At 47.2% G+C, this 25,366-nt stretch carries 25 protein-coding genes; 12 read left to right on the top strand and 13 right to left on the bottom strand.

Features of this window, described 5'->3' with window-relative positions:
- The first annotated feature begins 255 nt into the window (after positions 1-255).
- Positions 256-1,644, top strand: a complete 1,389-nt coding sequence (locus BZG77_RS10455) for an alanine/glycine:cation symporter family protein (RefSeq protein WP_198532410.1) — start codon at positions 256-258, stop codon at positions 1,642-1,644.
- A 121-nt stretch (positions 1,645-1,765) separates the two neighbouring features.
- Here BZG77_RS10455 and BZG77_RS10450 read toward each other — a convergent pair whose 3' ends face one another.
- Positions 1,766-2,761, bottom strand: a complete 996-nt coding sequence (locus tag BZG77_RS10450; protein WP_077647198.1) for a chemotaxis protein — start codon at positions 2,759-2,761, stop codon at positions 1,766-1,768.
- A gap of 281 nt (positions 2,762-3,042) precedes the next feature.
- Between BZG77_RS10450 and BZG77_RS10445 the strand changes: the two genes are divergently transcribed.
- The 3 genes from BZG77_RS10445 (at position 3,043) to BZG77_RS10435 (ending at position 7,079) form a co-directional block, all read left to right on the top strand.
- Positions 3,043-4,479, top strand: coding sequence for a coniferyl aldehyde dehydrogenase (locus BZG77_RS10445; RefSeq protein ID WP_077647197.1), 1,437 nt, complete (start codon positions 3,043-3,045; stop codon positions 4,477-4,479).
- A gap of 140 nt (positions 4,480-4,619) precedes the next feature.
- Complete coding sequence (locus BZG77_RS10440) at positions 4,620-5,123, top strand: hypothetical protein (protein ID WP_077647196.1); 504 nt, start codon at positions 4,620-4,622, stop codon at positions 5,121-5,123.
- A gap of 369 nt (positions 5,124-5,492) precedes the next feature.
- Positions 5,493-7,079, top strand: a complete 1,587-nt coding sequence (locus tag BZG77_RS10435) for a S8 family peptidase (RefSeq protein WP_077647195.1) — start codon at positions 5,493-5,495, stop codon at positions 7,077-7,079.
- A gap of 135 nt (positions 7,080-7,214) precedes the next feature.
- Here the strand turns inward: BZG77_RS10435 and rihA are convergent, their stop codons facing one another.
- A complete protein-coding gene (gene rihA, locus BZG77_RS10430) occupies positions 7,215-8,150 on the bottom strand; it encodes a pyrimidine-specific ribonucleoside hydrolase RihA (protein ID WP_077647194.1) in 936 nt (311 codons plus the stop codon).
- 428 nt (positions 8,151-8,578) lie between these two features.
- Between rihA and BZG77_RS10420 the strand changes: the two genes are divergently transcribed.
- The 5 genes from BZG77_RS10420 to BZG77_RS10400 all read left to right on the top strand — a co-directional run bounded on the left by BZG77_RS10420 (position 8,579) and on the right by BZG77_RS10400 (position 12,898).
- Positions 8,579-9,826 (top strand): aromatic amino acid transport family protein, encoded by a 1,248-nt coding sequence (locus tag BZG77_RS10420; protein WP_077647192.1) that lies wholly within the window; start codon positions 8,579-8,581, stop codon positions 9,824-9,826.
- Positions 9,827-10,144: 318 nt separating this feature from the next.
- Entirely contained in the window at positions 10,145-10,882 is a 738-nt protein-coding gene (locus BZG77_RS10415; protein ID WP_077647191.1) for a nucleoside recognition domain-containing protein, read from the top strand.
- Complete coding sequence (locus tag BZG77_RS10410; RefSeq protein WP_021022978.1) at positions 10,879-11,346, top strand: YjiG family protein; 468 nt, start codon at positions 10,879-10,881, stop codon at positions 11,344-11,346. Before BZG77_RS10415 ends, BZG77_RS10410 begins: the two co-directional genes overlap by 4 nt.
- Positions 11,347-11,354: 8 nt before the next feature.
- Positions 11,355-12,491, top strand: a complete 1,137-nt coding sequence (locus BZG77_RS10405; protein WP_077647190.1) for a M20 family metallopeptidase — start codon at positions 11,355-11,357, stop codon at positions 12,489-12,491.
- A 179-nt stretch (positions 12,492-12,670) separates the two neighbouring features.
- Positions 12,671-12,898: a DUF2798 domain-containing protein gene (locus BZG77_RS10400; protein ID WP_077647189.1), complete on the top strand. Its 228-nt coding sequence runs from the start codon at positions 12,671-12,673 to the stop codon at positions 12,896-12,898.
- 4 nt (positions 12,899-12,902) lie between these two features.
- Here the strand turns inward: BZG77_RS10400 and BZG77_RS15230 are convergent, their stop codons facing one another.
- From BZG77_RS15230 to BZG77_RS10370, 6 genes are all read right to left on the bottom strand, one after another.
- Positions 12,903-13,118, bottom strand: a complete 216-nt coding sequence (locus BZG77_RS15230; RefSeq protein WP_158011437.1) for a diguanylate cyclase domain-containing protein — start codon at positions 13,116-13,118, stop codon at positions 12,903-12,905.
- Entirely contained in the window at positions 13,048-13,395 is a 348-nt protein-coding gene (locus BZG77_RS10390) for a GGDEF domain-containing protein (RefSeq protein WP_077647187.1), read from the bottom strand. The genes BZG77_RS15230 and BZG77_RS10390 overlap by 71 nt, the downstream gene beginning before the upstream one ends.
- Before the next feature lie 165 nt (positions 13,396-13,560).
- Positions 13,561-13,971, bottom strand: coding sequence for a transporter substrate-binding domain-containing protein (locus BZG77_RS15225; protein ID WP_158011436.1), 411 nt, complete (start codon positions 13,969-13,971; stop codon positions 13,561-13,563).
- Positions 13,940-14,368, bottom strand: a complete 429-nt coding sequence (locus BZG77_RS15220) for a transporter substrate-binding domain-containing protein (protein ID WP_077647185.1) — start codon at positions 14,366-14,368, stop codon at positions 13,940-13,942. The genes BZG77_RS15225 and BZG77_RS15220 overlap by 32 nt, the downstream gene beginning before the upstream one ends.
- A gap of 185 nt (positions 14,369-14,553) precedes the next feature.
- Positions 14,554-16,479 (bottom strand): RecQ family ATP-dependent DNA helicase, encoded by a 1,926-nt coding sequence (locus BZG77_RS10375; RefSeq protein ID WP_077647184.1) that lies wholly within the window; start codon positions 16,477-16,479, stop codon positions 14,554-14,556.
- Positions 16,480-16,638: 159 nt separating this feature from the next.
- Positions 16,639-17,247 carry a bifunctional 4-hydroxy-2-oxoglutarate aldolase/2-dehydro-3-deoxy-phosphogluconate aldolase gene (locus tag BZG77_RS10370; protein WP_077647183.1) on the bottom strand — a complete coding sequence of 203 codons (609 nt, stop codon included), beginning with the start codon at positions 17,245-17,247 and terminating at the stop codon, positions 16,639-16,641.
- Between the two features lie 122 nt (positions 17,248-17,369).
- On the opposite strand from BZG77_RS10370, the gene BZG77_RS10365 reads away from it, so the two are divergent.
- From BZG77_RS10365 to BZG77_RS10355, 3 genes are all read left to right on the top strand, one after another.
- Positions 17,370-17,891: a gluconokinase gene (locus tag BZG77_RS10365; protein ID WP_077647182.1), complete on the top strand. Its 522-nt coding sequence runs from the start codon at positions 17,370-17,372 to the stop codon at positions 17,889-17,891.
- A 145-nt stretch (positions 17,892-18,036) separates the two neighbouring features.
- Positions 18,037-18,423 (top strand): DUF3302 domain-containing protein, encoded by a 387-nt coding sequence (locus tag BZG77_RS10360; RefSeq protein ID WP_077647181.1) that lies wholly within the window; start codon positions 18,037-18,039, stop codon positions 18,421-18,423.
- Positions 18,423-19,553, top strand: a complete 1,131-nt coding sequence (locus BZG77_RS10355) for an HlyD family secretion protein (protein WP_077647180.1) — start codon at positions 18,423-18,425, stop codon at positions 19,551-19,553. The genes BZG77_RS10360 and BZG77_RS10355 overlap by 1 nt, the downstream gene beginning before the upstream one ends.
- Before the next feature lie 14 nt (positions 19,554-19,567).
- On the opposite strand, the gene arfB is transcribed toward BZG77_RS10355, so the two are convergent.
- The 5 genes from arfB to BZG77_RS10330 all read right to left on the bottom strand — a co-directional run bounded on the left by arfB (position 19,568) and on the right by BZG77_RS10330 (position 25,336).
- Positions 19,568-19,981 (bottom strand): alternative ribosome rescue aminoacyl-tRNA hydrolase ArfB, encoded by a 414-nt coding sequence (gene arfB / locus BZG77_RS10350; RefSeq protein WP_077576105.1) that lies wholly within the window; start codon positions 19,979-19,981, stop codon positions 19,568-19,570.
- A gap of 102 nt (positions 19,982-20,083) precedes the next feature.
- Positions 20,084-20,779, bottom strand: a complete 696-nt coding sequence (locus tag BZG77_RS10345) for a pirin family protein (RefSeq protein WP_077647179.1) — start codon at positions 20,777-20,779, stop codon at positions 20,084-20,086.
- A 163-nt stretch (positions 20,780-20,942) separates the two neighbouring features.
- On the bottom strand, positions 20,943-22,568 hold the full coding sequence (locus BZG77_RS10340; RefSeq protein WP_077647178.1) for a HAMP domain-containing methyl-accepting chemotaxis protein: 1,626 nt from the start codon (positions 22,566-22,568) through the stop codon (positions 20,943-20,945).
- Between the two features lie 256 nt (positions 22,569-22,824).
- Positions 22,825-24,747, bottom strand: a complete 1,923-nt coding sequence (locus BZG77_RS10335; RefSeq protein ID WP_241844142.1) for an Lnb N-terminal periplasmic domain-containing protein — start codon at positions 24,745-24,747, stop codon at positions 22,825-22,827.
- 106 nt (positions 24,748-24,853) lie between these two features.
- Positions 24,854-25,336 carry a DUF3015 domain-containing protein gene (locus BZG77_RS10330; RefSeq protein ID WP_021022964.1) on the bottom strand — a complete coding sequence of 161 codons (483 nt, stop codon included), beginning with the start codon at positions 25,334-25,336 and terminating at the stop codon, positions 24,854-24,856.
- Positions 25,337-25,366 lie beyond the last annotated feature (30 nt).

Here is a 25,366-nt window from a genome sequence, read left to right as displayed (position 1 = left end):
GCGCTCCAACTGTTTCGCTCTCAAATCAAATAAAGCCTGTAACGGCGACATCAAAGCCAATATTTATGTGATAAGAGTCATGAATTCGCGGCAAAGATATCGCTCATGTAAGATTATAGTCGTAATTTGAATGCGTTTTTAGTCACGCCATGTTTGTTTTTATTTTGTACTCTAACCATTTGTGGCTGGGCGTGACTCGCTGGCTTGTGGTAGGAGCTGAGCGATGGCTGCACAATCAAAGGAAGGAATTCGCAGATGCTTGAAGAATGGATTAATGCCTTCGTCGGCTTTATTTGGGGGAAGCCCATGCTCATCTTACTTGTCGGGGGAGGGATCTTTTTTACCCTATACGGCAAGTTTACGCCATTTCGCTATATGGGGCACAGTTTAAAACTCCTTACAGGGCAGGTTGATGATGGCTCGGGGCATGGTGACTTATCGCATCGAAAGGCCTTGGCGGCTGCCTTGTCGGGGACGCTTGGGCTGGGCAACATTGCTGGCGTCGCTTTGGCGCTCAGTGCGGGTGGTCCTGGCGCGGTATTTTGGATGTGGTTAACTGCATTACTGGGTGTGTCGACGAAATTCTATACCTGCACACTTGGCGTGATGTATCGCCACAAAGACAGCGAAGGTCGCGTACATGGCGGACCCATGTACACGGTGCGTAATGGCTTGGGTAACAAGTTTAAATGGCTCGCGGTGTTATTTGCTATCGCGGGATTAATGGGCTTTGTTCCCTCTTTTCAGATTAATCAGCTCGGCGCGGTAGTCCAAACACAACTGTTTCCAGGGGTTGAGTGGCTCGAAAGTACGGCCTTTTCTTGGGGGCTGGGTATTGTCTTGGCTATTTTTGTCGGGTTGGTGATTTGGGGCGGCTTGAAGCGGGTTGCGGACGTTGCTGGCGCACTGGTTCCCCTGATGGCTGGAAGTTACATGGTGATGGCGATTGTAGCTTTGCTGCTTAACGCAGAGCGTATGCCGGCTGTTTTTCAATCCATTTTTGCTAGCGCCTTTTCGCCTGATGCCATGTTTGGTGGCTTAATCAGTGTGATTATTGTTGGTGTCAGTCGAGGCGCTTTCTCGAATGAAGCAGGGATTGGCACTGAAGTGATGGCTCATAGCGCGGCTAAAACCAATGAACCGGTGCGCGAAGGCTTAGTCGCAAGTCTCGGGCCAATTATCGATACGTTAATTGTATGCAGTTCTACCGCTTTAGTTATCTTAGTTACGGGGGTATTGGACCAGGCTGACGGCATGCAAGGTGTCAGTTTGACGATGGCTGCTTTTAAAGCCGCATTTGGTGCGCCTGGGGCATGGCTATTAGCCGCACAAGTTTTGGTGCTGTCTTTTACCACTGTATTTACGTTCTGGTATTACGGGTATAAGTGTTTTGTTTATCTGTTCGGCGAAACGGCAGGACAGTATTACAAGTACTTATATCTCTCATTGGTGGTGTTAGGGGCGGTTGTATCATTGGATGTCGTCTTCTTATTCTTGATCGGCGCTTATGGCCTGATGGCGGTTCCTACGATGGTCTCTGGGCTGTTATTGGCACCAAAAGTCAATCAAGCGGCAAAAGCCTATTTTTCAAGTCAGGCATATAAAGGGGCAGCCCAGGTTCAGTCTCGCGCTCCTCATCATTAAACCGCTGTTTTTGTTATAGCCGAAAGAGCAATATCAAAAGGCTGCCTATGTTCGGCAGCCTTTTTGTATCAAAGTAGACTGTTTTCTATCGAAGAAGGCAATGCTTTCGTGCGTATGTGTGTTAGTCATCTAGCGGCGCACCAAACACATACTTGTCAACCAAGCTAACCATACGCCCAATCTCAGGTTTTGTAATGGTGTCGTTTGCACCGAGCTGCAAGGCTTTCGCGCGGTTATCTTCACTCATAATGGATGAGAACATAATAATTGGCATGGTTTTATAGGCGTCTGTTTCACGTAGGCGCTTGACCAAGTGCATACCGTCCATCCGGGGCATTTCAACATCTGAGACAATGGCATCGACAAATTCAGTGATGGCGACGCCTTCTTCTTTAGATATACGCTCAAACTCGATCAGTTTTTCGAACGCTTCACCACCGTCTTTGGCGGAGATAATATTAAAGCCGGCTGAGCGGAGGGTATTTTCGATCAAACTACGAATAAAGGCGGAATCATCGACGACCAACGCGGTTTTCGCTTCGCGCTTTTTAGCGCTAAATTCGGATATATTGACGCTTCTATCCTGAGTAACATCGTATTTTTCCATGCTCAATTCAGGGTTGATATCAGCGATGATTTTTTCGAAGTCTAAGATCATGATCAGATTTTTGTCTTTACGTACCACAGCAACCACACAATCTTGCTCGCCAGCTTCTAAAAACTGGCTAGGAGACTCGACGGCTTCCCATGAAATCCGATGAATGCGGCTGATACTATCGATCAAAAAGCCATTGGTCATATTGTTGAAATCGGTAACGATGACAAATTTGTTATCTTTTTCTGGTCGTGTAGGCACCCCCAACCAGCCAGCGAGATCAATCAATGGGGTTAGCTTGTCGCGCGATGAGAACACACCAATCATGTGTGATTGTGCATTGGGATAATCCGTTGTTTCAGGGACTTGAATGACTTCACGAACCTTGGCCACATTGATACCGTAGTAGCAAGTTTTGGTGCTACCGTCAGGAAGTTGTTTTATCAAGTGGAACTCGATGATTTCGAGCTCATTCGTCCCACTTTCCGTTAGTATTTCGTTCTTTAATGGCTCGTGATTCATGCCTACCACATTTCCTTTCGATAACAGCGAACAATGCTGATTGAGCTTACGTTTGGTCAGTATAAGTCCGAGATCGTTAAAGCGACAATATTTGCACATCAATCAAACGATGATCTGTGGCCTATCGCGCTAATTGATGTATCAAATACGTCATCCAATCACAGACTTTTAACATTAGCACTGATAGTACCCCTCATTGTTGTACCTGTATCTGTATCGAGTTGCGTTGTTTTGGTTCCTGTGTCATCAATGAAGTCGTCGTGAGGAAATAGGAGGCAGGGATGTCTGAGTCCAGTTATCAATGGTTAGAAAGAGTGCGCGATATGCGCTCTGTGTTTGAAAAACAGAAAGCGATAGCCAACCAAGACGCGTTTCCTAACTATACGCAACGTATTGATAGCCTTAAGCGGCTTCGTCGAGCAATAAAAGGTCGCCATGAAGTACTACAAAAAGCCCTTAGCGACGATTACGGCCACCGCGCGTTTGGTGATACCGAAATCGCTGATATTTTGCCACTGATACACCAAATTGATTACACCCGTCGCCGATTAAAACGATGGATGAAGCCGCAAAAACGGCGTCCTGGGATTACCTTACTCGGAACCAAATTGGCGGTACACCAACAGCCAAAAGGCGTCGTTGGGATTGTCGTGCCGTGGAATTTTCCAATCATGCTGGCAGTTAGTCCATTGATTTGCGCGTTAGCGGCCGGCAATCGGGTAATGCTCAAGCTTTCGGAGTTCACGCCGAACACCAATCGGGTATTACGCGAGCTCATCGCGGATGTGTTTAGCCCTAAGGAAGTGGCCGTGATTGAAGGGGAAGTGGAAGTGTCGCGTCGCTTTACCGAATTAGAGTTCGATCATCTATTTTTTACCGGCTCGACCCAAGTTGGACGCCAGGTCATGCTGGCTGCAGCTGATAATTTGACGCCGGTGACCCTTGAGTTGGGAGGTAAATCTCCTGTGATCATTGATGATAAGATTGATATGGACGTCGCTGTCTCGCGGCTTATTTACGGAAAGTGCTTAAACGCTGGGCAAATATGTGTTGCTCCCGACTATGTGCTTTGCCCCAAACATCGTCAAGAGGCCTTTATCCACGCCTACCAACAAGCGTTTCGTGCCATGTATCCTGATTTTGAGGCCAACCAAGACTACAGCCAGATTGTTAACCAAACTCAGGCAACGCGGCTCGAAGAAACACTGCAAGATGCGTTAGATAAAGGTGCGAAGCGCTGGTGCGCGCTCGATCAAAAAACTATACCGACGGCCGAAATACGACGCTGGCCAACCCAGTTACTTACCCATGTCACTGACGAAATGCGGGTGATGCAAGAAGAGATTTTTGGTCCGCTTTTGCCCATTGTCACTTATCAAGATTTTACCGAAGCACTGCATTATATTCAGGCGCGTCCACGACCGCTCGCTTTGTATGTGATGAGTAATGATGCGGAGATACGCGCGCAGGTCACCACACAGCTTCACGCCGGTGGCATGGGGATTAATGAAACCTTGTTTCATGTCGCGGCAGAAGATGCACCCTTCGGCGGCATTGGTGATTCCGGCATGGGGCATTACCACGGCATTGAAGGCTTTTATACCTTTAGCCACAGTAAAACCGTGCTCACACGTGATAGATGGGACACCAGCTTTTTAGTTAAACCGCCATACAACCGCTGGTATAAACGCTTAATGCGCTGGTGGTTGCTCAGATAATTAGGAGTATCTGTTCTAGTTTGTCTTCCGATCTATACATTGTTAGGTTAAATCACTAAACTTTTTGGGGGACATTGATCTATACCTTTTGTTGTTACATAAGTGTTAATACCGATGCGGGCAACCAAGGGAGCAACCTAATGGCTTTTTCAATACAACCCGATTCTATGCTGCCAGATATTAGCAATCATGAACGAGCAATGGTCGAGCAAGAGGTAAAGCTCGCCGCCACTGATGCTAATGGCAAATCACTGGGGTTTTTGGCGATGGTGCCCGATGCGCAGCGCTTTATTACCTTAACCCAAGATAACGCAGAGGCGTTGCGTTTTATCAAAACCCCATGCAGCGTTAATGCGGGCTATTATCAGTGGTCGTTTTTTTATGACGATATTGAATATGGCCTGGATTGTTTAATTGAGCCGGATAGAAACAAGTGTCGACTTTATGCCAACGATCACGCTGCGGCTGCACCCTCATGGAAGCTCGCTTATCAAGGAGAGCTTGGCCCTTTAATGATTGCAGCGCCTATCTCTGCCATTGGGCCGGGTACGCGTATCGCTGTCACGTCTTCAGATACTGAAGTACCCAATGTGTTAGTGGGGGCGCTTGAAGGCGGCGTGTTGGTTCACGAAGAATCTGCCTAACAAAAAAGCATTAAGAAATATGTAATGAGCCAGCGAAACTGCTGGCTTTGTTCTGTTCACAGAGATCACTAATAGGCTGTGAGTCTCAATTTGCTTTTCATATAGAGTGTGGCGAGTGTCAAAAATAAAGGACTAACAATGCCTAGTTAAAAAAATGCTAGATGTGAGTGAGCTGAGTCAATTAATGTATTGTAAACAATTAGTTAAAAATACTTGACTGACAAGAAGGCCAATAATACTAATAAATCTCCTTAATAAAGTGATTTTCACTACGGAAAAAACAGCCTGAGTTGTATAGCTTTAAAGCGTTATTGTTGATTTTTGTAGGCAATAATTGCTAATACATTTAACCGTTGTAAGGAATACAATATGTTAAAGCATGCTCTTAGCTGTTGCGTCGCGTCGGCGCTGATGGCGGCATCACCCACAGCACTTTCTGAACAAAATGAAGGTCAACAAGGCGTCTCTCAGCAGCAAACGCTAGCGCCATTGATGGTTGCGGCGGAAAACCGGGGGATTGAGGATCAGTACATCGTGGTACTCAAGCAACCAATGACGCTGAGTGATGATCCGCAAGCGTTAAAAACCTTTACTCAACAAGCCGTGTCTAGCATGGCTAACCAACATGCGGTTAAGGTAGAAAAAGTGTTTGATCGCTCGTTAAGTGGGTTTGTAGCTAAGCTTACACCGGCACAGCTACGTGCATTACGCATGGATTGGCAAGTTGATTTTATTGAACAAGATAAGACCATTTCATTGGACCCGGTGATTACCCCTGACGCTAACCAAAATAACCCTGTTTGGGGGTTAGATCGTATTGATCAGCGCAACCTTCCTCTAGACAACAACTTCAACACTAACTTTGATGGCACAGGTGTCACTGCTTATGTTATTGATACTGGTGTGACAACGTCACATGTTGAGTTTGGTGGTCGTGCACGCTCCGGCTATGACTTTGTTGATAACGATCAAGATGCGACTGACTGTAACGGCCACGGTACGCATGTGGCCGGCACTATCGGTGGTAGCCAATATGGCGTCGCTAAAAATGTCGATATTGTCGGGGTGAGGGTGCTCAGCTGTAGCGGTTCGGGGTCAACGTCCGGTGTGATTGATGGTGTCGATTGGGTAGCAGCCAATGCAAATGGCCCGTCAGTGGCAAACATGAGCCTAGGTGGAGGCGTATCAACAGCCCTCGATCGTGCCGTGGCCAGCGCGGTACAATCTGGCGTGAGTTTTATGCTAGCAGCGGGTAACTCCAATGCTGATGCCTGTAATAGTTCGCCTGCACGAGAGCCAAGCGGTGTCACTGTAGGATCTAGCACGGTTCGCGATACCCGCTCTAGCTTCTCAAACTGGGGAAGCTGCTTGGATGTGTTCGCCCCAGGATCGGACATAAAGTCCGCTTGGTATGATGGGAGTTATCGCACCATCAGCGGCACCTCGATGGCGACCCCTCATGTTGCTGGGGTTGCTGCCTTGTACCTACAAGAAAACAGCAGCCTTTCGCCTGTACAATTAGCGAATTTAATTAGCAACCGCGCGAGTGTCGATAAAATTAACGACCCTCGTGGCTCCGTCAACAAACTGTTGTATAGTCAAGCCGATAGTAGTTGTGAGCCAAATTGCGGTACAGAACCTGATCCTAAGGGTGAGCTTAAAAATGGTCAGGCGCTAACAGATATTTCGGGTGGGCAAGGCGCCCAGCGCTTCTTCTATGTTGATGTAGACGCTGGGCAACGCCTCACGGTGAATATTAGCGGCGGCTCAGGCGATGCTGATTTGTACCTGCGCTATGGCTCAAAGCCAACCCTTAATAACTGGGATTGTCGACCGTATAATTACGGTAATAGCGAAGTGTGTACCGTGCAGAACACCCTGAAAGGTCGCTATCATGTGATGTTAAACGGCTACGCAGCAGCATTTAGTGGTGTCAGCGTGACCGCCCGTTACTAGGCGTTTGTTGGCAATTAACAGCATTCGCTGCACGACAAGTGATGAATGGTAAGATGCTGAGCTAAACGCGCGGATATGATCCGCGCGTTATTTATCAGACTTGCCGAAAACCTCTTCGTTTAGGTAGGAGAGCAGTCAATTGTAGTGGCGTATACACTTACACAGTAAATCGATAAACCCTTCTCGGTTGATTGCCATTGCAACCTCGGCATTGGCTGGATTACTTGTAACTTGATAACGATCGACCACTGTCATACCTGTTGTCAGTGCTCCCTGAGTTTCTATACCCACCCAAACGGATTCACAGTCAAAAAGCTCAGGCTTGACCAACCACGCAATCGTGCATGGATCATGTAACGGTGAGCCATCAAGTCGCCATTTAGGATCGCGATGGTAGCGCATAAAGAAATCAAGCCACCCCGCGACAGTTTGCGCGACAGGATTATTAATGGCTCGGATAGACGCCACGTCTTCATCTTTGACTAGGGCTTGATGGGTCACATCTAACCCAAACATGGTTATGGGGATCCCTGCACGGAAAACACAGTCTGCCGCCTCAGGGTCAACATAAATATTAAATTCAGCGGCGGGTGTCCAATTGCCAAAAGTCACGCCTCCCCCCATCAATACAATCCGCTTAATTCGGTTGGTCAGATTAGGGTAGGCAGCGATTAGTAACGCCACATTCGTCAATGGACCTGTTGCAACCAAGGTGACAGGCTGATCGCTTTTTTTTAAGACACTGGCCATCAGATTAACAGCATTATTAGGATCAGGATCCATCATAGGCTCTGGCAGCTCAGGACCATCCAAGCCCGACTCGCCGTGAACATTATCGGCAATAATCAAATCACGGGTGAGCGGTTTATGTGCCCCACCCGCAATGGGAATATGCGATTGTTGCAGTAAGGTGAGAATGCGCCGTGCGTTGTAAAGCGTTTTATCAGGGGTTTGGTTGCCCGCACTGGTCGTCACGGCTTTGATATAGAGTTGCGGTAATGCACAAGCCATTACCAGTGCAATGGCATCGTCATGTCCCGGATCACAGTCAATAATAATGGGTTCATTCATAAACAACCTATCCCGTAGAGGTAAATATCCGTTGAATCATGCTTAGGATAAATGTGTTTCTGCACTGTGCTTGTGATCCCTTTCGCTAAACAGCCATGTCGCGCGAGATGTAACATGTGCGTGATTTATCATCAAAAAACGAGGTGTAAACAGTTACAATTTGTCAACAACACGCAAACGAAAATGTGGTTGTTGCATTGTTTTGCAAACAATTCAATCAATCTAATGGACGCGAATAATTTGGATTATTATGCTGTTTTTTTGGTGGATTATTGGTTTTTTGTGCTGACATTTAAAGAATAACCCAGCTGGGTTTGCGTGTTTTTGGTGATACAATTAGGACATATATCTATTACATATATGTGATAGTTTAGGTCGATCTCGGTACTATGCAACCGTACAAAATATTATAACTAAGAGAGTTTGACGTGAACCAGACTATAGATTTCTCCTCAAAAAGTGTATCGCACCGTTGGACCCAGCATGACACCCATTGGGCGCTTAGCTTGTTTGGAACCGCGGTCGGTGCCGGAATTTTGTTCCTACCCATTAATCTAGGAATGGGAGGCTTTTGGCCGCTGATTATTATGACGGTATTAGCGTTTCCGATGACGTATATGGCGCACCGAGGCCTAGCCCGCTTTGTATTATCGTCGCGTCACAACGATGCCGATTTCACCGATGTCGTCGCAGAACATTTCGGCGCCAATGTCGGACGTATGATTTCGATGCTGTATTTCCTCTCTATTTTCCCCATTTTATTGATATACGGCGTTGGGCTGACCAACACGGTTGACAGCTTTTTAGTCAACCAACTGGGATGGGTATCACCAAATCGCGTGTTGCTGTCGGGTGTACTAGTTGCTGGTATGATTGCGATCATGTTGGGTGGTGAACGCCTGATGCTGCGTGCGTTCGCGGCGATGGTTTATCCGTTGGTTGCCATTCTGGCGTTTCTGTCTTTTTATCTTGTTCCATCGTGGCAAACGCCTAATCTCAGTTTACCGCCGATGGGTGAGCTGGGTATGAGTCTTTGGTTGGCGGTGCCTGTGGTGATTTTCTCGTTTAGCCATGCAGCGGCGATTTCTAGCTTTGCCAACATTCAGCGCCGGCATTACGGCGACGAGGCTCAAGGTAAGTCAGAGCAAATTCTTAAACGCGCTGGCATTATGCTAGTAGCTTTTGTGTTGCTGTTTGTGTTCTCGTGTGTGTTGACACTTACCCCAGCACAAATGGCAGAAGCAAAAGCACAAAATGTGTCTGTATTGTCATATCTTGCTAACGTCACACATAACCCGTTTATTGGTACCTTGGGGCCATTGGTTGCTTTCATTGCGATTACTTCATCATTTTTGGGACACTTCCTTGGCGCGCGTGAAAGTTTGAACGGCTTGGTGACGAAGCACAGTAAACTCACTTACAAAAGCGCCGATAAACTGGGCGTCATCGTGATGTTTTTTGCTATTTGGGGCTGTGCCGTGATCAACCCCAGTATCCTTGACATGATGGGTGCATTGTCTGGGCCTGTGATTGCGATGATCTTGTTCATTATGCCAACGGTTGCCGCTTACAAGGTCAAAGCCCTGGCGCAGTATCGTAGGCAAGTAGGTACTTACTTTATCTTCATCACAGGGATGCTTGCGATATCAGCATTGCTATATAACCTGATTGGCTAATTAAGTATTCGTAATCATCCATTAAAAAAGCGCCCACTGGGCGCTTTTTGGATTATATTTTCTAATCTATTATAAGCGGTTTTCTTATCCGATGTTCTCTGCGCATAGCTCTCAGTTGTGACATATAAATCCATTTAAATCAGCCTTTAAAGTCACATTCATTTCTATTTTCTTTGACTTTGTTTGTCAGCTTATGAATGAGCTCATATTATGTAACTGCTAGCCTATTACTTGTGGGATAAATTGATAATTATCAATCTTTGTTTGTGTGTCAGCGCCGATGATAAGGTCAATGTTCATTGATCATGAGGGCTGTTTATGACACATCCAACCGATACAGATCGGCAAGTGACATGGGGATGTTACTTGGCACTGGTATTCGCTGTGGTGTTTTTCTCGGGATTGTTACAATCCAATCAATGGTACGGCGTGTTCGACTTTACCACCTTGAATGGTTCGTTCGGACAAGTTGCGTATCAGGCCACGACTGCGACAGACGGCACGGTAGAGGTGGCAACAACATCACTTCGCGGTAAGGGAGGGAGCGGTGCGCGTGATGGTTTCATTTTTGCGTTGACCTTAATTCCTACCGTGATGTTTGCGCTAGGTATGATTGGTGTACTTGAGCACTATGGAGCGCTTGATGCCGCGCGCAAACTCTTAACGCCTCTTCTTAAGCCTGTATTAGGCATCCCTGGAAATTCAGGACTAGCACTGATTGCCTCCATGCAAAGCACGGATGCTGGCGCAGCGATGACTCGTCAATTGAAAGATGCGGGTTACCTGACCAAGCGTGAAACCGATGTGTTCACCATGTTTCAGTTCACGGCAGGTGCAACCATCGTCAATTTTTTTTCCTCGGGCGCGGTACTTTTTACTTTAACCATGTCAGACGGTTCGTTAGCGGTGACATCGTCAATTGGTCTTGCTATTGGCGTGATCTTCTTATTTAAGTTCATTGGTGCCAATGTCTTTCGTTTGTATCTCAATATAACTGAGGGCAAAGGACCGCAGCGAGACAAGACACAATCCTATCAAGAGGAGCACGCATCATGACCCAGTCTTCTACCAGTAAACCGATGATCACTGACATCTTTGTCGAAGGCGCTAAGAAAGGTTGGCATATTGCAACAACATCAACCGTGCCTAATGTTGTCATGGCGTTTGTGATTATCAAAGCACTTCAAATTACCGGCCTACTGGCCTTGATGGGCGATGTGTTTGCACCTGTGATGGCTGTATTCGGATTACCCGGTGAAGCCGCCGCAGTGCTAATGGGGGCATGGATGTCGATGGGAGGCGCTGTTGGTGTCGTGATCACTTTGTTTGACCAAGGCATTCTCACCGGTACCCATATCGCTATCTTGGTTCCTGCTATTTATTTAATGGGTTCGCAAGTGCAATACATTGGCCGAGTAATGGGCCCGATTGGCACTGAAGGCCGCTACATCCCTATTATGGTCGGCATTTCTATTCTGAATGCTTTTGGCGCCATGTGGGTGATGAATCTTTTACTTTAGGAGGCATGATGACGTTTTCTTTGCAACGCTACCTAGATGAGTTGGCGCCTCTAGTCAATATCGACTGTGGCACCTTTCAACGAGAAGGTATTGAGGTGATTGCGGCCTTAATGGCCGATAAATATGAGCAAATGACAGGATGGCATATTAAGCGAGTGGAATGTGGAGAGGCAGGGATTGGATTGGAAATTCGCAACCAGCCAACCCATCCACATATCGATGTGATGCTGATTGGTCACATGGATACGGTCTTTCCTCAAGGGACGGCGGCAGAGCGTCCCATGCATGTGGAGGACGGCTTCGCATACGGTCCCGGTGTATCAGACATGAAATCAGGCTTGCTTAATATCGTGTATGCACTGCGCGCATTGCCGCAAGCAGAACGTGATGCATTGAGCATTTGTGTCTGCATGAACCCGGATGAAGAGGTGGGTTCGATACATTCCAGTACCTGGCTTGAGTCCGTTGCTCGTGATGCACGCTATGTGCTGGTGGCAGAGGCGGCCCGCGCAGATGGTGGCTTAGTAAAAGCGCGTAAAGGCATGGCGCGTTATAAAATTGCGGTTTCAGGTCGCGCCGCTCATGCTGGTAACGAGCCAGAAAAAGGACGTAGCGCGATTACAGAGTTAGCTCATTGGCTGGTGACCCTCGATGGTATGAAAGATCTAGAGGCCGGTACCAGTATTAATGCTGGTTTGATTGAAGGTGGAGCGGGGGCGAATATTGTCGCTGCTTATGCATCGGCACTGGTTGACGTCAGGTTCTGGGACAACAATGCTTATTGCGCGCTTGATCAAGCCATTCAAGCGCGCGCCTCTCACCCTTACACCCCCGATGTCACCATTGAATTGGTTCGCGAAGCCTATAAACCAGCGATGGTGCCGACCCCTGAAACGGAACACTTGATGGGTATTGTTGAAGCGGCAGCCTTTGAGGAAACCGTGCCTATCCACTGGAAAGCGGTGGGCGGCGGCTCCGATGCCAATAATACCGCAGCATTGGGGATCCCTAGTTTAGATGGATTTGGCCCAGTAGGAGCCAACTTCCATAGTGATGGTGAGTATTTGCAACTCGGCTCCATTGAACCAAGGATCCGCTTGCTCACTCGGGTGTTATCACGTTTAGCAGAGCAAAAAACAGTCTAAACATTGCGCGGCTACAATAAGCGGTAGCCGCGATGGCGTTTCCCATCAAGTGACCATGYCATATTACAAATTAGGGGGGGAGTGGATCTGCTATAGTTGATCGACGCAGTAACACCACTTGTTATTTCTGCTTGCTCATTTACCATAAGAATTAGTACTTGCTAAATTATTGGGTGTATATGTTACCAAAACGATTTTTCCCTATTGTTGCGCCGTTTCTGATGTCAGTGTTAATGGTGACGTTGATGACAGCGGTAATCACCGCTGTGAATACCGGGCTAAACAGTGGGTTTGTTTGGCGTTGGTTAGAGGCCTTTATCGTTGCTTGGCCCATTGCGTTTTCTATTATTTTTGTTTCGTCAAAGCATGTTCAACGATTAGCTCAGTGGTTGTGTAGCCGCGATTAAAGGGTTACAGCACGTGTAGAACCGCGCAGTTTTTACCCTGTTTTTTGGCTTGGTACATGGCTTTGTCAGCATCGACAATTTCACTGTGAGGCATGCCGTTAGGGTAATAAGCAACGCCTAAACTGATCGTGACAGGCTTAGATGCGTGATTAAATAGCGCTAAACTCTGTCGCGCAACCTCTACATAAAAGCCTTGCTTGTGCCAAGGCGCCCTTTGCACTTGAGAAATATTGAAGTATTGCAAATTCCTCGCCGCCAATACGGGCGATAATGGCATCTTTCGGCAATAGAATTGTCGCCGTTTTAGCCACAAAACAGAGCACCTCATCCCCATGAGCGTGACCAAAACCATCGTTAAATGCTTTAAAATCATCAATATCAAAAACCATTAGCGCGATGTCGCCTCTCGTTTTATCCAAGTCATAGAGGTGTTGATAAAAATACCGGCGATTGCGCAACAGCGTTAATGAGTCGGTAATGGCTTGATCTTGAAGCATATCGTTGGCTGTTTGTAGCGCGCGCGTTTTTTGTTTGACCGTTCGCTTAAGTAAGACAATGTAACTGGTAACGATAAAAATACTGATAGCGACTAAAGCAGGAAATAAATGGGTAGGGTAAACCGTTTCAACGTCATAATAGACCCAGCGATTGAGTAGCTGGCGTTAAGTATCGTCATCCAACCAAGCAAATTTATTGTCTATGCGATTAAGTAATGCCGCGTTGCCTTTCGCAAATCCAGCGTGCAGCATCTCCGTATACAGGTGCCTAACAGGGATAAATAGGTTGTGGTTCGTGGTGGTATAAAGGTGATAATTTGCCACTTGTAGGTCGGCCACAAATGCTTGAATTTTTTCAGATAATGCCGCATCAAGCATGGCTTGGTTATTCGGGAAAAGCTGCAATGCTACGTCTGGAAAGTTAGCGCTCATAAACTCTTCTTCGTACCCGCCTTGTACCACGCCAATCTTATGTTCGGTATCACCAGAAAGGACAAAGTCAGCAGACGTGCCCATCATGGATTGACTGAAAAATACTTGCGTATCAATGGCAAATAGAGGCGTGCCAAAATCCATGAATTGCAACCGATCCGGTGACTGAAAGAGCCCAGCGCGCATCAGCTTGACCGGTACGCACTAAATCGATTGACGTTTGCCAATCGGTTAATAGAAACTCGATATCATAGCCATTGCGGTCGCCAACTTCTTTCCAAAAGTCAATCAAGATCCCTCTGGATTCTTGGTTGCTATTGAGATAAGAAAATGGACGCCATGCATGCGAATTAGCCACCTTTAAAACAGGTTTTTGTGACTCAGGTTGTTCGCTGTTATCAGAGTGAGCGCTGGGGCTTATCGATAACAACACGCCAACGCACAGTGTAAAAACAATTTGGCGGGCCAAAACATACAACGCCCCAGAATGCAGCATAAATAAACCCTGAATATGGCAATACATTAAGTATGCGGTGGTCATCGCATCACGTCTTTATCATCAGTATATGAATAAATTCTTAACTTCTGGGATAAATTTGCCTCGTTTCCTGATAACTATAGGGTTCTAAAGACGATCGTGGCTGTTGCATAACATTGAGATTGTTCGGCTAGCCGCTTAAACGGGTGTTAACGCACACAAAGGTCAATGAATCAAATCGCCACTTCTTAATGATAGGTATCGTGCTCAGCGATCACCTGTTCTTTGATAGTTTGAAACGGATAAGATGCAAGAGCGCCGAACCCAGGTATGGCCTTCGCCTTAATTTTGGTATGAAGCGGTGACGATAGGCCGAGTAAAAAGCGCGTTATTGCCGCCGAAGTTGGCGTGCCGTCGCAAGCAGCCGCAAAGTGCTGACACCATGAGGATAACGCTTGCGCATCGATCGCCGGTAATTCTGGGCGCGGAGGTAAATGGGCGATCTCGCCTTGGCATACCGAGCAATGACCACAGGTGGTTGGTGCCGCATGATCACCAAAATAGTCGGCAAGGCGCTGACTAATACAGGTTGAAGAAGATAACAAGGTCAGTAATTGGTTGATACGGGCAAGCTCGCTCTGTTCTTTTTTGGCAAAAAGGGCATACAGCGTCTCAGCTTGATCGTGAATATCAATCTCGTGGGTGTTCACGCCAAACACTTGTGTGGCTTGTTGGGTCGCGAGTGATAACCAACCTTGTTCGTGAAAGTACTCCAATGCAGTTAACGCGCGCTTTCTTTCTGCTCCAAAGCGTTGCCACAGTTGTTGGAAATCCATCTTGTACCAGGTTTTTGCTTTGATCGCGCATGCAAATAGCTGGGCAACAAATTCGCGTCGCTCACCATGGAATTTGGCCGTAATGGCGGCGGGTGACTCCACACACTGGAATTTCACATCGGCAAAGTAACTGTATTGGCTGGTGATCACGCCGGCCAGTTCTAAATAAACGAGCAAGGTTTTAAGCGGTAAGAGCCGAATATTATATGTCCGTGAAAGACTATGGAGCATGACTTCCCATTGTTGACCGGCCTGTTGTACTTCTTCCAGTAACCCCTGAATCGCCATTTTGTCTGGCGTATCGCCGTAGATAAAATTCTCTAGTACATTCAGACTCGACTGGTTAGCGAGTACCGTGCAGGTCGCCTTGTGACCATCCCGTCCCGCGCGGCCAATTTCTTGGCTGTAGTTTTCAATCGACTTCGGCAAATCAAAATGGATGACACGGCGAATATCCGCCTTATCGACGCCCATCCCAAAGGCGATGGTCGCAACAATACATGGCGATTGGCCCGACATAAATGCCTCTTGTATCGACACGCGAACATCGTGACTCATACCGGCATGGTAAGCTGTCGCGGATATATGCTGGGATTGTAACCACTGGGCGATATTCTCCGCGGTCTGCTGCTGGGTGACATAAATGACGGTCGGCAAATCGGGGTCGTGCTTTAACTGCTCAACCAGGGCTTGCCGCTTATGCGCCTCTTCCACGGCGACCACATTTAGATGCAGGTTAGGACGATAAAACCCCGTTAATGTGGTGTTATTTGCCGGGATGGCAAACTTCGTCTGCATGTCCTCAACCACAGCCGGCGTTGCGGTGGCGGTGAGAAGCAAGACTTGCGGAATATTTAATTGCTGTCGGTAAGTAGGGAGTTTGAGGTAATCCGGACGAAAATTGTGTCCCCATTCAGAGATACAATGCGCTTCATCCACCACCAATAACGAGATCGGGATAGGCGTGATAAACTGGCGAAAACGTTCGTTATTCAAACGCTCGACTGAAATCATCAGTACTTTGATGTCGCCGCGACGGACTTGATCCATCACTTGTTTGGTTTGTTCGGGTGTCTGCGTTGAATCGATGGTGGCCGCTGGGATGCCTTTGCGGGTCATAAATGCAAGTTGATCATGCATTAATGCCAGCAAAGGAGAAATCACCAATGTTAAGTGGGGCAGCTGTGTAGCCGGCAATTGATAGCACAATGATTTACCTGCACCGGTGGGAAAGATCGCACAGGCCGATTCACCTTGCATCACCTGCGAGATCACTGCTTCTTGTCCCGCACGAAATGACGAAAACCCAAAAATTTGCTCAAGTGCTTGTGCCAACATACCGTCTTTCCCCTACTTTTAACCAAGTGTCTGTTTATGAACAGGCGGGAAAAGGTATCGGCTATGTGCCGAGGTTGCAAGCACAGGCGGTATGCGTGCGAGCGACCCCATTATCTTCAATAAGTGGGGTCGATCTTTTCTTAACGGATGCGAGAGCTATCACAGCGCCTTAATCAGTGCTGCGATCTCATCCCACCTTTGCTCATCAATCAACTTGGCGGGCACCATCCAAGTACCGCCACATGCCAGTACAGAGGGCAACGCGAGATAATCGCTCACGTTTTCTTCACTCACGCCGCCGGTTGGCATAAAGCTGACCGGGTACACCGCAGATAGCGCTTTTAACATCGCAATGCCTCCCGACGCTTCCGCGGGGAAAAACTTCAATGTATCAAGACCAAGTTCCATGGCTTGCTCGACCAAACTCGGGTTGTTGATCCCAGGGACGATGGCAATCCCACGTTGCTGGCAATGTTTTACTGTAGTGGGATTAAACCCAGGGCTAACAATAAAATCTGCCCCAGCGTCAATCGCGGCATCGACTTGTGCAAGCGTCAGTACTGTTCCGGCCCCAATCAGTAGCTCGGGATAGGCATCGCGCATTTGGCGGATAGCACTGGCAGCTGCGTCGGTACGAAAGGTGATTTCGGCGCACGGTAAGCCATTGTCGACCAGGGTTTTAGCGAGCGGCACGGCATCGTCCGCATTATTAATCGCAATCACCGGCACAATGCGAATTGCCTTGAGACGTTGGTGTAGTTCAGTCATGGGATTCCCTTATAGTAAAACGCTTAATAGCGCTACGATAACAAACGCGACCAATATTATCGGCATCTATTGAATGCGTTATCAAAAATGAGATCTGGTTAAAATCTCGCTAAGGAGTGGGTATGGCAATTGGCAGTGTGATTGTGATGGGCGTCAGTGGCTCGGGGAAAAGCACTCTTGGCGCAAAGTTGGCACAGCGCTTAGGGGCAAAGTTTATTGATGGAGACGACTTACACCCGCGTGCGAATATCGAAAAAATGGCAACGGGTAAGCCGCTTGATGATCATGACCGAACTCCCTGGCTGGGCCGGATTAGCGATGCCGCCTTTAGTTTGGAGCATAAACATGAATACGGCGTGATTGTGTGTTCTGCTTTAAAGCGCCGCTATCGAGACCAGATCCGAGATGGCAATCAGAACGTTACCTTTTTGTTTTTGGACGGAGATTATGCGTTGATCCTCGCAAGACTTCGAGCGCGCAAAGGGCATTTTATGAAAACCCATATGCTGGATAGCCAGTTTGCGACGTTGGAGGTGCCGGGCATCGATGAGCCTGATGTGGTTCGAGTCGGCATTGATGCAGACATTGATACTGTGGTGACACGCGCAGTGAACGCTTTGAGATACAATGAGGGTGCCGAATGACACATCCGACATGGTTACAAGCTGTCACCGATTAACTCTCGGGGCGTCGCGACACTGATGAGTCTCGATAAAGCCCTATACCAAATATGTATATGCTACATTTAACTATAACATGACTGTTAATTCGTTGTTTAGTGAGTGTTCTATGGCGTTAGATTATATTGCTCTTGGGATGTTGGTTTTTGTGGTTTTAGTTATTTTTTATGGTGTGATTGCGATTCACGATATTCCTTATGAAATTGCGAAAAGGCGTAATCATCCCCAACAAGATGCTATCCATGTGGCAGGCTGGATAAGCTTGTTTACACTTCATACGCTATGGCCTTTTTTGTGGATATGGGCAACGTTATGGCGTGAGGATCGCGGTTGGGGGTTCACGACATTAAAAGAAGAGCAGCATGACATTAATCATCAGGTTACACAGTTGAGCGAGCGAATCGAACAGCTGAAAAGTGACGTTGAATCCCTCAAGCAACAGCAGCAACAACAAAACGACCAAACGATGACCCAAGAAAAGCAGGAGAATGACTAATGGACCTACTGCTTATCATGACTTATACGGCGATCTGCATCGCTATCTTTAAAATATTCAAAATTCCTTTGAACAAATGGAGTATACCGACGGCAATTTTGGGTGGCATTGTGATCGTGGGGGCCATGACGTTATTGATGAATTATAACCATCCGTTTACACAGCTCGGCAAGCAAGTGTTCCCAACAACCCCAATTGTTCCTGGCGTGCGTGGTCGCGTGATCGATGTTCCCGTAAAAGCCAACCAACCTCTCGAGAAAGGCGACGTCTTATTTAAGCTGGATCCTACTCCTTTTCAAACTGAAGTGGACAAAATAGAAGCACAGATTAAAGAGGCAAGTCAGAATGCACTCGGTTTAGAATCCACGGTGTTGGAGGCTGAAGCAGAAAGGCGAAGAGCCGTTTCTGAGCGGGACAAAGCGAAGCGAGAATATGAGCGCTATCAAAAAGGCTTCAATAAAGGTGCATTCACTGAACAGGAGCTTGATACGAAGAAACAAGCTTACCTATCTGCTGAAGAAGCGATCAATGTGGCTGATGCGCGTCTTAATCAAGCCAACCTAGCTTTAAACTCCCAGATAGGGGGCCAAAATACCACTGTTGCGCGTCTGCTTTCAGAGTACAGAAAAGCGCGATTTAACTTAGAGCAAACCGTGACAAGGGCGCCAACGGATGGATTTGTAACACAACTTTCATTACGCCCAGGAATGATGGCGGTGCCTTTTCCCTTATCGCCAGTGATGACGTTTATTCATGATGAGGAGAGAATATTTACTGCCGCATTTAGACAAAACTCACTCCAGCGTTTAGCTCCTGGGTTTGAGGCTGAATTTATTTTTCCTTCCATGCCGGGGAGGGTATTCCAAGGCGAAGTTATCGAGGTATTACCCGCGATCGCTGAGAGTCAATTCCGGGCTCAAGGGAGCTTAATCGGTACCGATGCGTTCAAAGATAACGGGCGCGCGCTGGTGTCGCTCAAACTTGACGATGACGCAATGGCTCATCAATTACCGCTTGGTGCGAGTTTTGAAGTTGCCGTTTATTCGGATCGCGTACACCATGTATCAATAATGAGAAAGATTCTGATTCGTATGAAAAGTTGGCAAAGCTATCTTTATATTGATCATTAAGCGAATGCGATTTGTCATGGCGCCACTTTTCCGCGCAAAGACTTAGTCTGGCTCTTACGCTTTTTGGATTCTACGCGGCGGCGTTGTGACGCTTTGGTTGGCCGAGTTGGCTTGCGTTTTTTCTGCTCCACCATCGCGCTTTTAATTAGTGCAGCGAGGCGTTCTAACGCGTCTTCTCGGTTAAGCTCTTGGGTGCGGTAGTTTTGCGCTTTTATCACCACGACGCCGTCTTTGGAGATGCGTGAATCGGACAGCGTCATTAAGCGTGCTTTGTAGGCATCAGGCAGTGACGAGGCTTGAATATCAAAGCGCAAATGAATGGCACTCGACACTTTATTGACGTTTTGTCCGCCTTTCCCAGCGGCGCGGATGGCCGTGAGCTCGATTTCACTGTCGGGAATCGCTACTTTGTTGGATAGAGTCAGCATACGGCCTCAAATATTAACAAGAGGCGCGCAGTGTACATAGCATTAGGCCTGTGGCGCAAATAAGCCAGCAGGCCGAGTCTTTTTGAGTCGTTAATCGGCACTTTAGGGTAAATCAAATACCAGTGTTTGGCTGATTTCGTTGCTGACATTACTAAAGGTGACATGACGGGTATCTTCGACTTTCGCGCCATCACCGGGAGAAAGAGGCGTGTTTTCAACCTGAAGAGTGCCCACGACTTGATGCACATAGGTATGGCGTCCTGCCTCCAAAGTGAAGGTAACAGACTCACTCGGCGCCAAGACAAGTTGCAGCAAACGTGCCTCTTGTTTTATTTTTAACGAGCCATTCTCACCCGTTGGCGTCGCAATGACGGTAAAGCCGGCTTGGTTGCCAAAATCTTTTTGCTGATAGCCCGGCTCTCCGCCTCTTTCGTTAGGTTCAATCCAAATCTGTAAAAAGTGCAATGGCTGGGATGACGAGGCATTATATTCACTATGATAAATACCACGCCCAGCCGACATCAGCTGGAATTCGCCAGCGGGTAGAGTTTGTCGGTTGCCTTGGCTATCTTTGTGTTCTATTTTCCCTTCCAGCACCAGACTGATGATTTCCATATTACGGTGTCCATGGGTATCAAAGCCTGCGGCGGGCGAGACGATATCATCATTGATCACACGCAGTGCAGAGAAGCCCATGTGCTGGGGATCGTAATAGCTACCAAATGAAAAAGTATGGCGGCTTTGTAGCCAGCCAAAGTTGGCCTGACCGCGATCGCTGGCATGACGGACGGTAATCATAATGCTTCTCCTCACTGATTCGATGCTGAACAGCGGTGACGCTGAACAATAGCTGCAGTGTATAAACAACAACGCCGTGCGAACACGGCGTAAGATTGAGCATCTTGTTCTAAAACATTGAACGAGTATCGTGCAGGAGATATAGCACGCATCAGATAATGTACTAAAGCTTAAATGTTTCCATGCGTGTTTTTAAGTTATGCGCAAGATTGCTGATTTGGTCACAGGCAATCGCTGTTTGCGTTGCCCCCTCGGCCATTTCCGTTGAGGCACTATTAATGTTCTCAACGCTGCGGTTAAGCTCGTTAGAGACAGAGCTTTGCTCACTGCAGGCGGTAGCAATTTGGGTACTGCGTTGGGCGATATCATCAACAGAGACTTCAATTTCCCGCATTTGTTCGCCGGTATCGCTGACCGTTTCTACACATTGCGTAATGCCTATTTGGCATTCATGGCTGGATTCGCGGACCTTAGTCGTGTTTATTTGCAGTGTCTCGATGGTATTAACGATTTGCTCGGTCGATTCTTGAGTACGCTGTGCCAGTGAGCGAACCTCATCGGCTACCACAGCAAACCCTCGGCCTTGCTCACCGGCACGGGCTGCTTCTATCGCCGCATTCAAAGCAAGTAAATTAGTTTGCTCGGCAATACCACGAATCACATCAACTACGACATTAATGTCTTCGGAGCTTGTTTTAAGTTGTTCTGTTAACGTCTCTGAGTCTTGCATCAATCTAGATACGCGTTCAATAATGCTAATCGCATCGGCTAATGAACCACTCCCTTTTTTTGCTATATCTGCTGCCGAATGCGCTGATGTTGCGCCTTCTTCGGTATTTTGTGCCACTTGACTGACAGCGGCTTGCATCTGGGTCATCGCAGACGCCACCGATCCAAGCTCTTGCTGCTGGTTTTGCATACCTGACGCATTTTGAGATGAAATCGCACTCACCTCTTCAACGGCGGCAGTTAGCTGAATGGTAGAATCGTTAATTTCTGATACCAATCCGTGAAGATTGTTTTGCATCGTCACCAATTCTTTGAGTAAGGAGCCAAGCTCATCTTTGGACAAGTCCTTTTCATCAAATTTGTTGTTGAGCTGACCTTTGGCAATACTCGATGCAAACGCGAGCGCTTTATCAATTGGGCGAGAGATAGCGCGAGAAAGCAGAATAGATGCAGCCATAATCACTAAAATGATCACAAGTGTTCCAATGGCTGCATTTATCTGAGCGGTGGTTGCTGCACTCTGGGCTTCTGCCCCAATTTGCTTTACTAAGTCATCGTTTAGTTCGAGTGTGTTATCCAAGCTTTTTAGCGCATCGGAATAGGTCCCAAAACTGGCTAAAACGACTTCATTCGCTTTGTCGGGATCGTCATTTCTTAAAAGCTGGTTATAAGACTGGGTTTCCTTAATATACTGATTCCACGTTTTCTTAAACACATTAAATGATTGTTTCTCTTGTGATGTGAGGTCCAGAGCTTGATAAGCTTTGATCCCAGCTTGTACATCGGCACGCCATTGGTCGAGATCGTTTAACCATTGCGATATTTTTGGGTTACCGCTGTTTGGTAGCAGTGAAAATTCATCTTTCCGGACTTTGGTGATGTCGACCTGAATGCCTTTTAATATTGATACCGAGGGAAGACTTTTGTGTGAAAGTTGTGTGATGTCTTTACTTATCGTGGATAGGCCGAGCATAAACATGATGGCAACGGAGGCAAAAACGATAAAAACGGCAATAAAACTGAGCCCTATTTTTTTGACAACACTAAGATCTTTCATCATCTGCTTTCCTGTTCATCGCGCTTATGAACTAGCGCAAAGGTGTTTTGTAACAACGTTAAGCTAAGCGTAGACGATTTAGATGATAAAAATATTATTAATTGTGAGAGAAGGATATAAACACGCTGAGGGAAAACCGAGGAGTAACTTGTTATGAAAGCGGGCCGTTAATCTTGAATGCTATTAGACCCGCTTTTCTGGGGGATGCGTGCTATTTCTTTGCTGTCAGTTCGAGAGGACTGCACACGATTTGAGGTGTTTAAAAGTAAAAATAGCTAGTAATGTGACCACTGATCTCTTCGTTCTCCCAGTGCTGGTAGCGTGCTTTACTGCGAATAGACCAATCATCGGTGACGCGCCAGTGCCAAGTCATATCGACTTGTGATTGTGTCAGGGAGGAACGATTAAGCAGCGGCAGATACTGTGCTTGCACGCCGAGACGATGGTCATCAGCAAGTTGCCATAGCAATCCTGATTCTATGCCGGTTGCTAGATTAAATTGGTTATCGCTGGCGTCGCCATGAGTTAATGCTGTTGACCACAAAGCGTAGGCATGTAAACCGTCACTTTCTCCCCACGACTGACCTACGCCCCCTTGGGCAAACCAACGGCTATCTTGTCTCTCTGTGCCTGGTAAACGGTCAAAGCCTGCACGGATATTCCACGATAGACTAGAGAAAACCCGTTTTTTCGGCGCGATTGTCATTGCATCGATCAGATAAAGCTTATCCAGTTGCGTATTACCGTTTTCATCCTGACTGATAGCGACATCAACAAAGCTGATTTGTGCGCCGGGCACAAAGCCATCTTGGGGATCCATTAAGTCATGGTATGCCGCACGCCATTCAAGCGAGAGGGCATCGGGACCGTATTTTGCGGTTCTTGCTCCAAAACCAATACGTGTAGAGCCGTGCCCTTTATCCGGCGATACATTGATATTAGCTACGGACTCAAACGGAGAGGCTGCACTGACTTGGCTGCGCATGCTGAGTAATTTAGTGAGGCGCTGCGCATAGGGATCTCTAGGAAGTGCTTGATCATAAAAATCAAAATTGAGCCACTCGTAAGCAAATTCATAAATAGCGGCCAATTGCTCGTCAGTATATTGCTGATGGTCAGGGAAATGGCCACTTTTCGCTTTTTTCGCGGCTTCAAACACCGCAGGAGAGGCTTGTTGCGACATATTTAATAGGCGAGTGCCAAACGAGGCACGAAAACTCGGTGTCTCAATCAAGTCATTACTGGCTAGCGTTTTTACTGTATCTGACGGGATCGCTTGAAACGGGAAATCATCGACCAAACTTAAATCATCGCGAGCCAACTGAAGCAATGCGAGCAGTTGGTATGAGCAGTTTTCGTCAAGAAAGTAGTAATCGAAGGTCGCGCTTTGCATCTCCCACAAATGCAGCAATACACGATTTACCTCTTGCTCGGACAAGTTAAGGGGATATTCCCAAATATCTCGCGACTCAATGTCGTTATACTCGCGAACCTTACGATAATAAGGCATCACAGTAAATTGCCCCGGGTAAGCGCCAAACAGCCCCTTTGCGGCATACATGGCGGCATTGTCATCTTGGCTGGGTTCGGCAGCAAAATTGACTGCAAATGCCACCAATTCTTTATTTCGTGTTTGATCTTGTGCGTCAATTCGCAACAGCGTATGGCCAAACATTGATGAGGGATTGTTCATAAATGCCGTTGGAAAAACCAGCGTCATGCCATCTGGATCAAGCACCTTTTGCCAACGCTCAAGTTCAGGGCAATCGAGTTGTGCAGTGCGTCCTGCTTTAGACTCGAGCCATGTAAAACGCGCGGGATATTGACACCTTGCTGCTTTTGCAACGGAGGCATCGGCATGGTAAAGCGCATTAATTGTCGCTGCTAGCTCTTGTTGCGGGTGTGTCTTTCCGTTAGCGGCAAGGAAAAAATCTTCTGAATCAACCGTACTTTCATAGCCTGATAACGTGTTAGGTAGATAGTGAACCAGTTTTAGCCAGTATGCTTGGTTGGCCAAGGAGGGAATATCAAAGTCACTATTTTTCGTAACAGTAGCGGTCTTAGCAAACGTAGCCGTGTTGGTAAAATCAGGCGTACTCGCAAAAGCCGGCGCGCTAAAGAGAGAAAGAATGATGAGACTAAGACGAACAAATAGCGAGGTGCGAGAATGAATAAGTCTCATATCAGTACAACGATTCACGTCCAGAAACATGAAAGTGCCCAAGTAGGGCACTTTCGTACTTAATAACCGCCACTATTTGGCGGATAACCGTCAAGCGTTATACCGCTTAAATTTTATACGTTGAAAGCTGCTCGTTTTGCGCTACAACAGTATTTAGGTTGGTCAGTACTTCTTGTGAAGTGACTTGATCAGAGGTTACGATCGATGCAAAGTTTTGCTTAGCAACGTCGTTAAATGCTGCTTTGTCTGCATCTTTGATGCCCCAAACTTCAGAAAGCGTTGCCAACGTTTCGCCTTCGCCGCGTGCGATATCACGTGCTAGGTTATCCATGTTTCCGTCAATGAACATGGCTAGCTTCTGCTGCGAATCAATGGTGCCTGTGCCATCACAGCCTAGCGTACCAAAGGTGATACCAAAGGTTTGGTTACCAGAGGTGCCGTTTGTGGTGGCGCCGAGTACTTTGTAAACCTTTCCTTGTTGACCATCAAATACCATTGTGCCGAGACCACAGCCGATATCTGAATCTGCCAGTGCCGCGCCAGAGAGTGGAAGGGTAGCAAGTGCAGCAATAGCGATAAATTTTTTCATGGTAATCCTTTTGATTAAAAGTGTTGCGAC

Source organism: Salinivibrio sp. IB643 (assembly GCF_001996105.1).
In the GTDB taxonomy this organism is placed as follows: Bacteria; Pseudomonadota; Gammaproteobacteria; order Enterobacterales; family Vibrionaceae; genus Salinivibrio; species Salinivibrio costicola.
The sequence above is the reverse complement of the archived record's forward strand: the minus strand, read 5'-3'. Positions and strand labels throughout refer to the sequence as shown.

Bases quoted from the DNA above. Each gene is read 5' to 3' on its own strand.
- BZG77_RS10440 (WP_077647196.1), top strand. From the start codon at position 4,620: ATGGCTTTTTCAATACAACCCGATTCTATGCTGCCAGATATTAGCAAT.
- BZG77_RS10390 (WP_077647187.1), bottom strand. From the start codon at position 13,395: ATGCTTCAAGATCAAGCCATTACCGACTCATTAACGCTGTTGCGCAAT.
- BZG77_RS10375 (WP_077647184.1), bottom strand. From the start codon at position 16,479: ATGTTGGCACAAGCACTTGAGCAAATTTTTGGGTTTTCGTCATTTCGT.
- BZG77_RS10330 (WP_021022964.1), bottom strand. From the start codon at position 25,336: ATGAAAAAATTTATCGCTATTGCTGCACTTGCTACCCTTCCACTCTCT.
- BZG77_RS10340 (WP_077647178.1), bottom strand. From the start codon at position 22,568: ATGATGAAAGATCTTAGTGTTGTCAAAAAAATAGGGCTCAGTTTTATT.
- BZG77_RS10410 (WP_021022978.1), top strand. From the start codon at position 10,879: ATGACCCAGTCTTCTACCAGTAAACCGATGATCACTGACATCTTTGTC.
- BZG77_RS10360 (WP_077647181.1), top strand. From the start codon at position 18,037: ATGGCGTTAGATTATATTGCTCTTGGGATGTTGGTTTTTGTGGTTTTA.
- BZG77_RS10435 (WP_077647195.1), top strand. From the start codon at position 5,493: ATGTTAAAGCATGCTCTTAGCTGTTGCGTCGCGTCGGCGCTGATGGCG.
- BZG77_RS10355 (WP_077647180.1), top strand. From the start codon at position 18,423: ATGGACCTACTGCTTATCATGACTTATACGGCGATCTGCATCGCTATC.
- BZG77_RS10415 (WP_077647191.1), top strand. From the start codon at position 10,145: ATGACACATCCAACCGATACAGATCGGCAAGTGACATGGGGATGTTAC.
- BZG77_RS10445 (WP_077647197.1), top strand. From the start codon at position 3,043: ATGTCTGAGTCCAGTTATCAATGGTTAGAAAGAGTGCGCGATATGCGC.
- BZG77_RS10335 (WP_241844142.1), bottom strand. From the start codon at position 24,747: ATGAGACTTATTCATTCTCGCACCTCGCTATTTGTTCGTCTTAGTCTC.
- BZG77_RS10370 (WP_077647183.1), bottom strand. From the start codon at position 17,247: ATGACTGAACTACACCAACGTCTCAAGGCAATTCGCATTGTGCCGGTG.
- BZG77_RS15220 (WP_077647185.1), bottom strand. From the start codon at position 14,368: ATGACCACCGCATACTTAATGTATTGCCATATTCAGGGTTTATTTATG.
- BZG77_RS15225 (WP_158011436.1), bottom strand. From the start codon at position 13,971: ATGGATTTTGGCACGCCTCTATTTGCCATTGATACGCAAGTATTTTTC.
- BZG77_RS10345 (WP_077647179.1), bottom strand. From the start codon at position 20,779: ATGATTACCGTCCGTCATGCCAGCGATCGCGGTCAGGCCAACTTTGGC.
- BZG77_RS10400 (WP_077647189.1), top strand. From the start codon at position 12,671: ATGTTACCAAAACGATTTTTCCCTATTGTTGCGCCGTTTCTGATGTCA.
- arfB (WP_077576105.1), bottom strand. From the start codon at position 19,981: ATGCTGACTCTATCCAACAAAGTAGCGATTCCCGACAGTGAAATCGAG.
- BZG77_RS10455 (WP_198532410.1), top strand. From the start codon at position 256: ATGCTTGAAGAATGGATTAATGCCTTCGTCGGCTTTATTTGGGGGAAG.
- BZG77_RS10365 (WP_077647182.1), top strand. From the start codon at position 17,370: ATGGCAATTGGCAGTGTGATTGTGATGGGCGTCAGTGGCTCGGGGAAA.
- rihA (WP_077647194.1), bottom strand. From the start codon at position 8,150: ATGAATGAACCCATTATTATTGACTGTGATCCGGGACATGACGATGCC.
- BZG77_RS10450 (WP_077647198.1), bottom strand. From the start codon at position 2,761: ATGAATCACGAGCCATTAAAGAACGAAATACTAACGGAAAGTGGGACG.
- BZG77_RS10405 (WP_077647190.1), top strand. From the start codon at position 11,355: ATGACGTTTTCTTTGCAACGCTACCTAGATGAGTTGGCGCCTCTAGTC.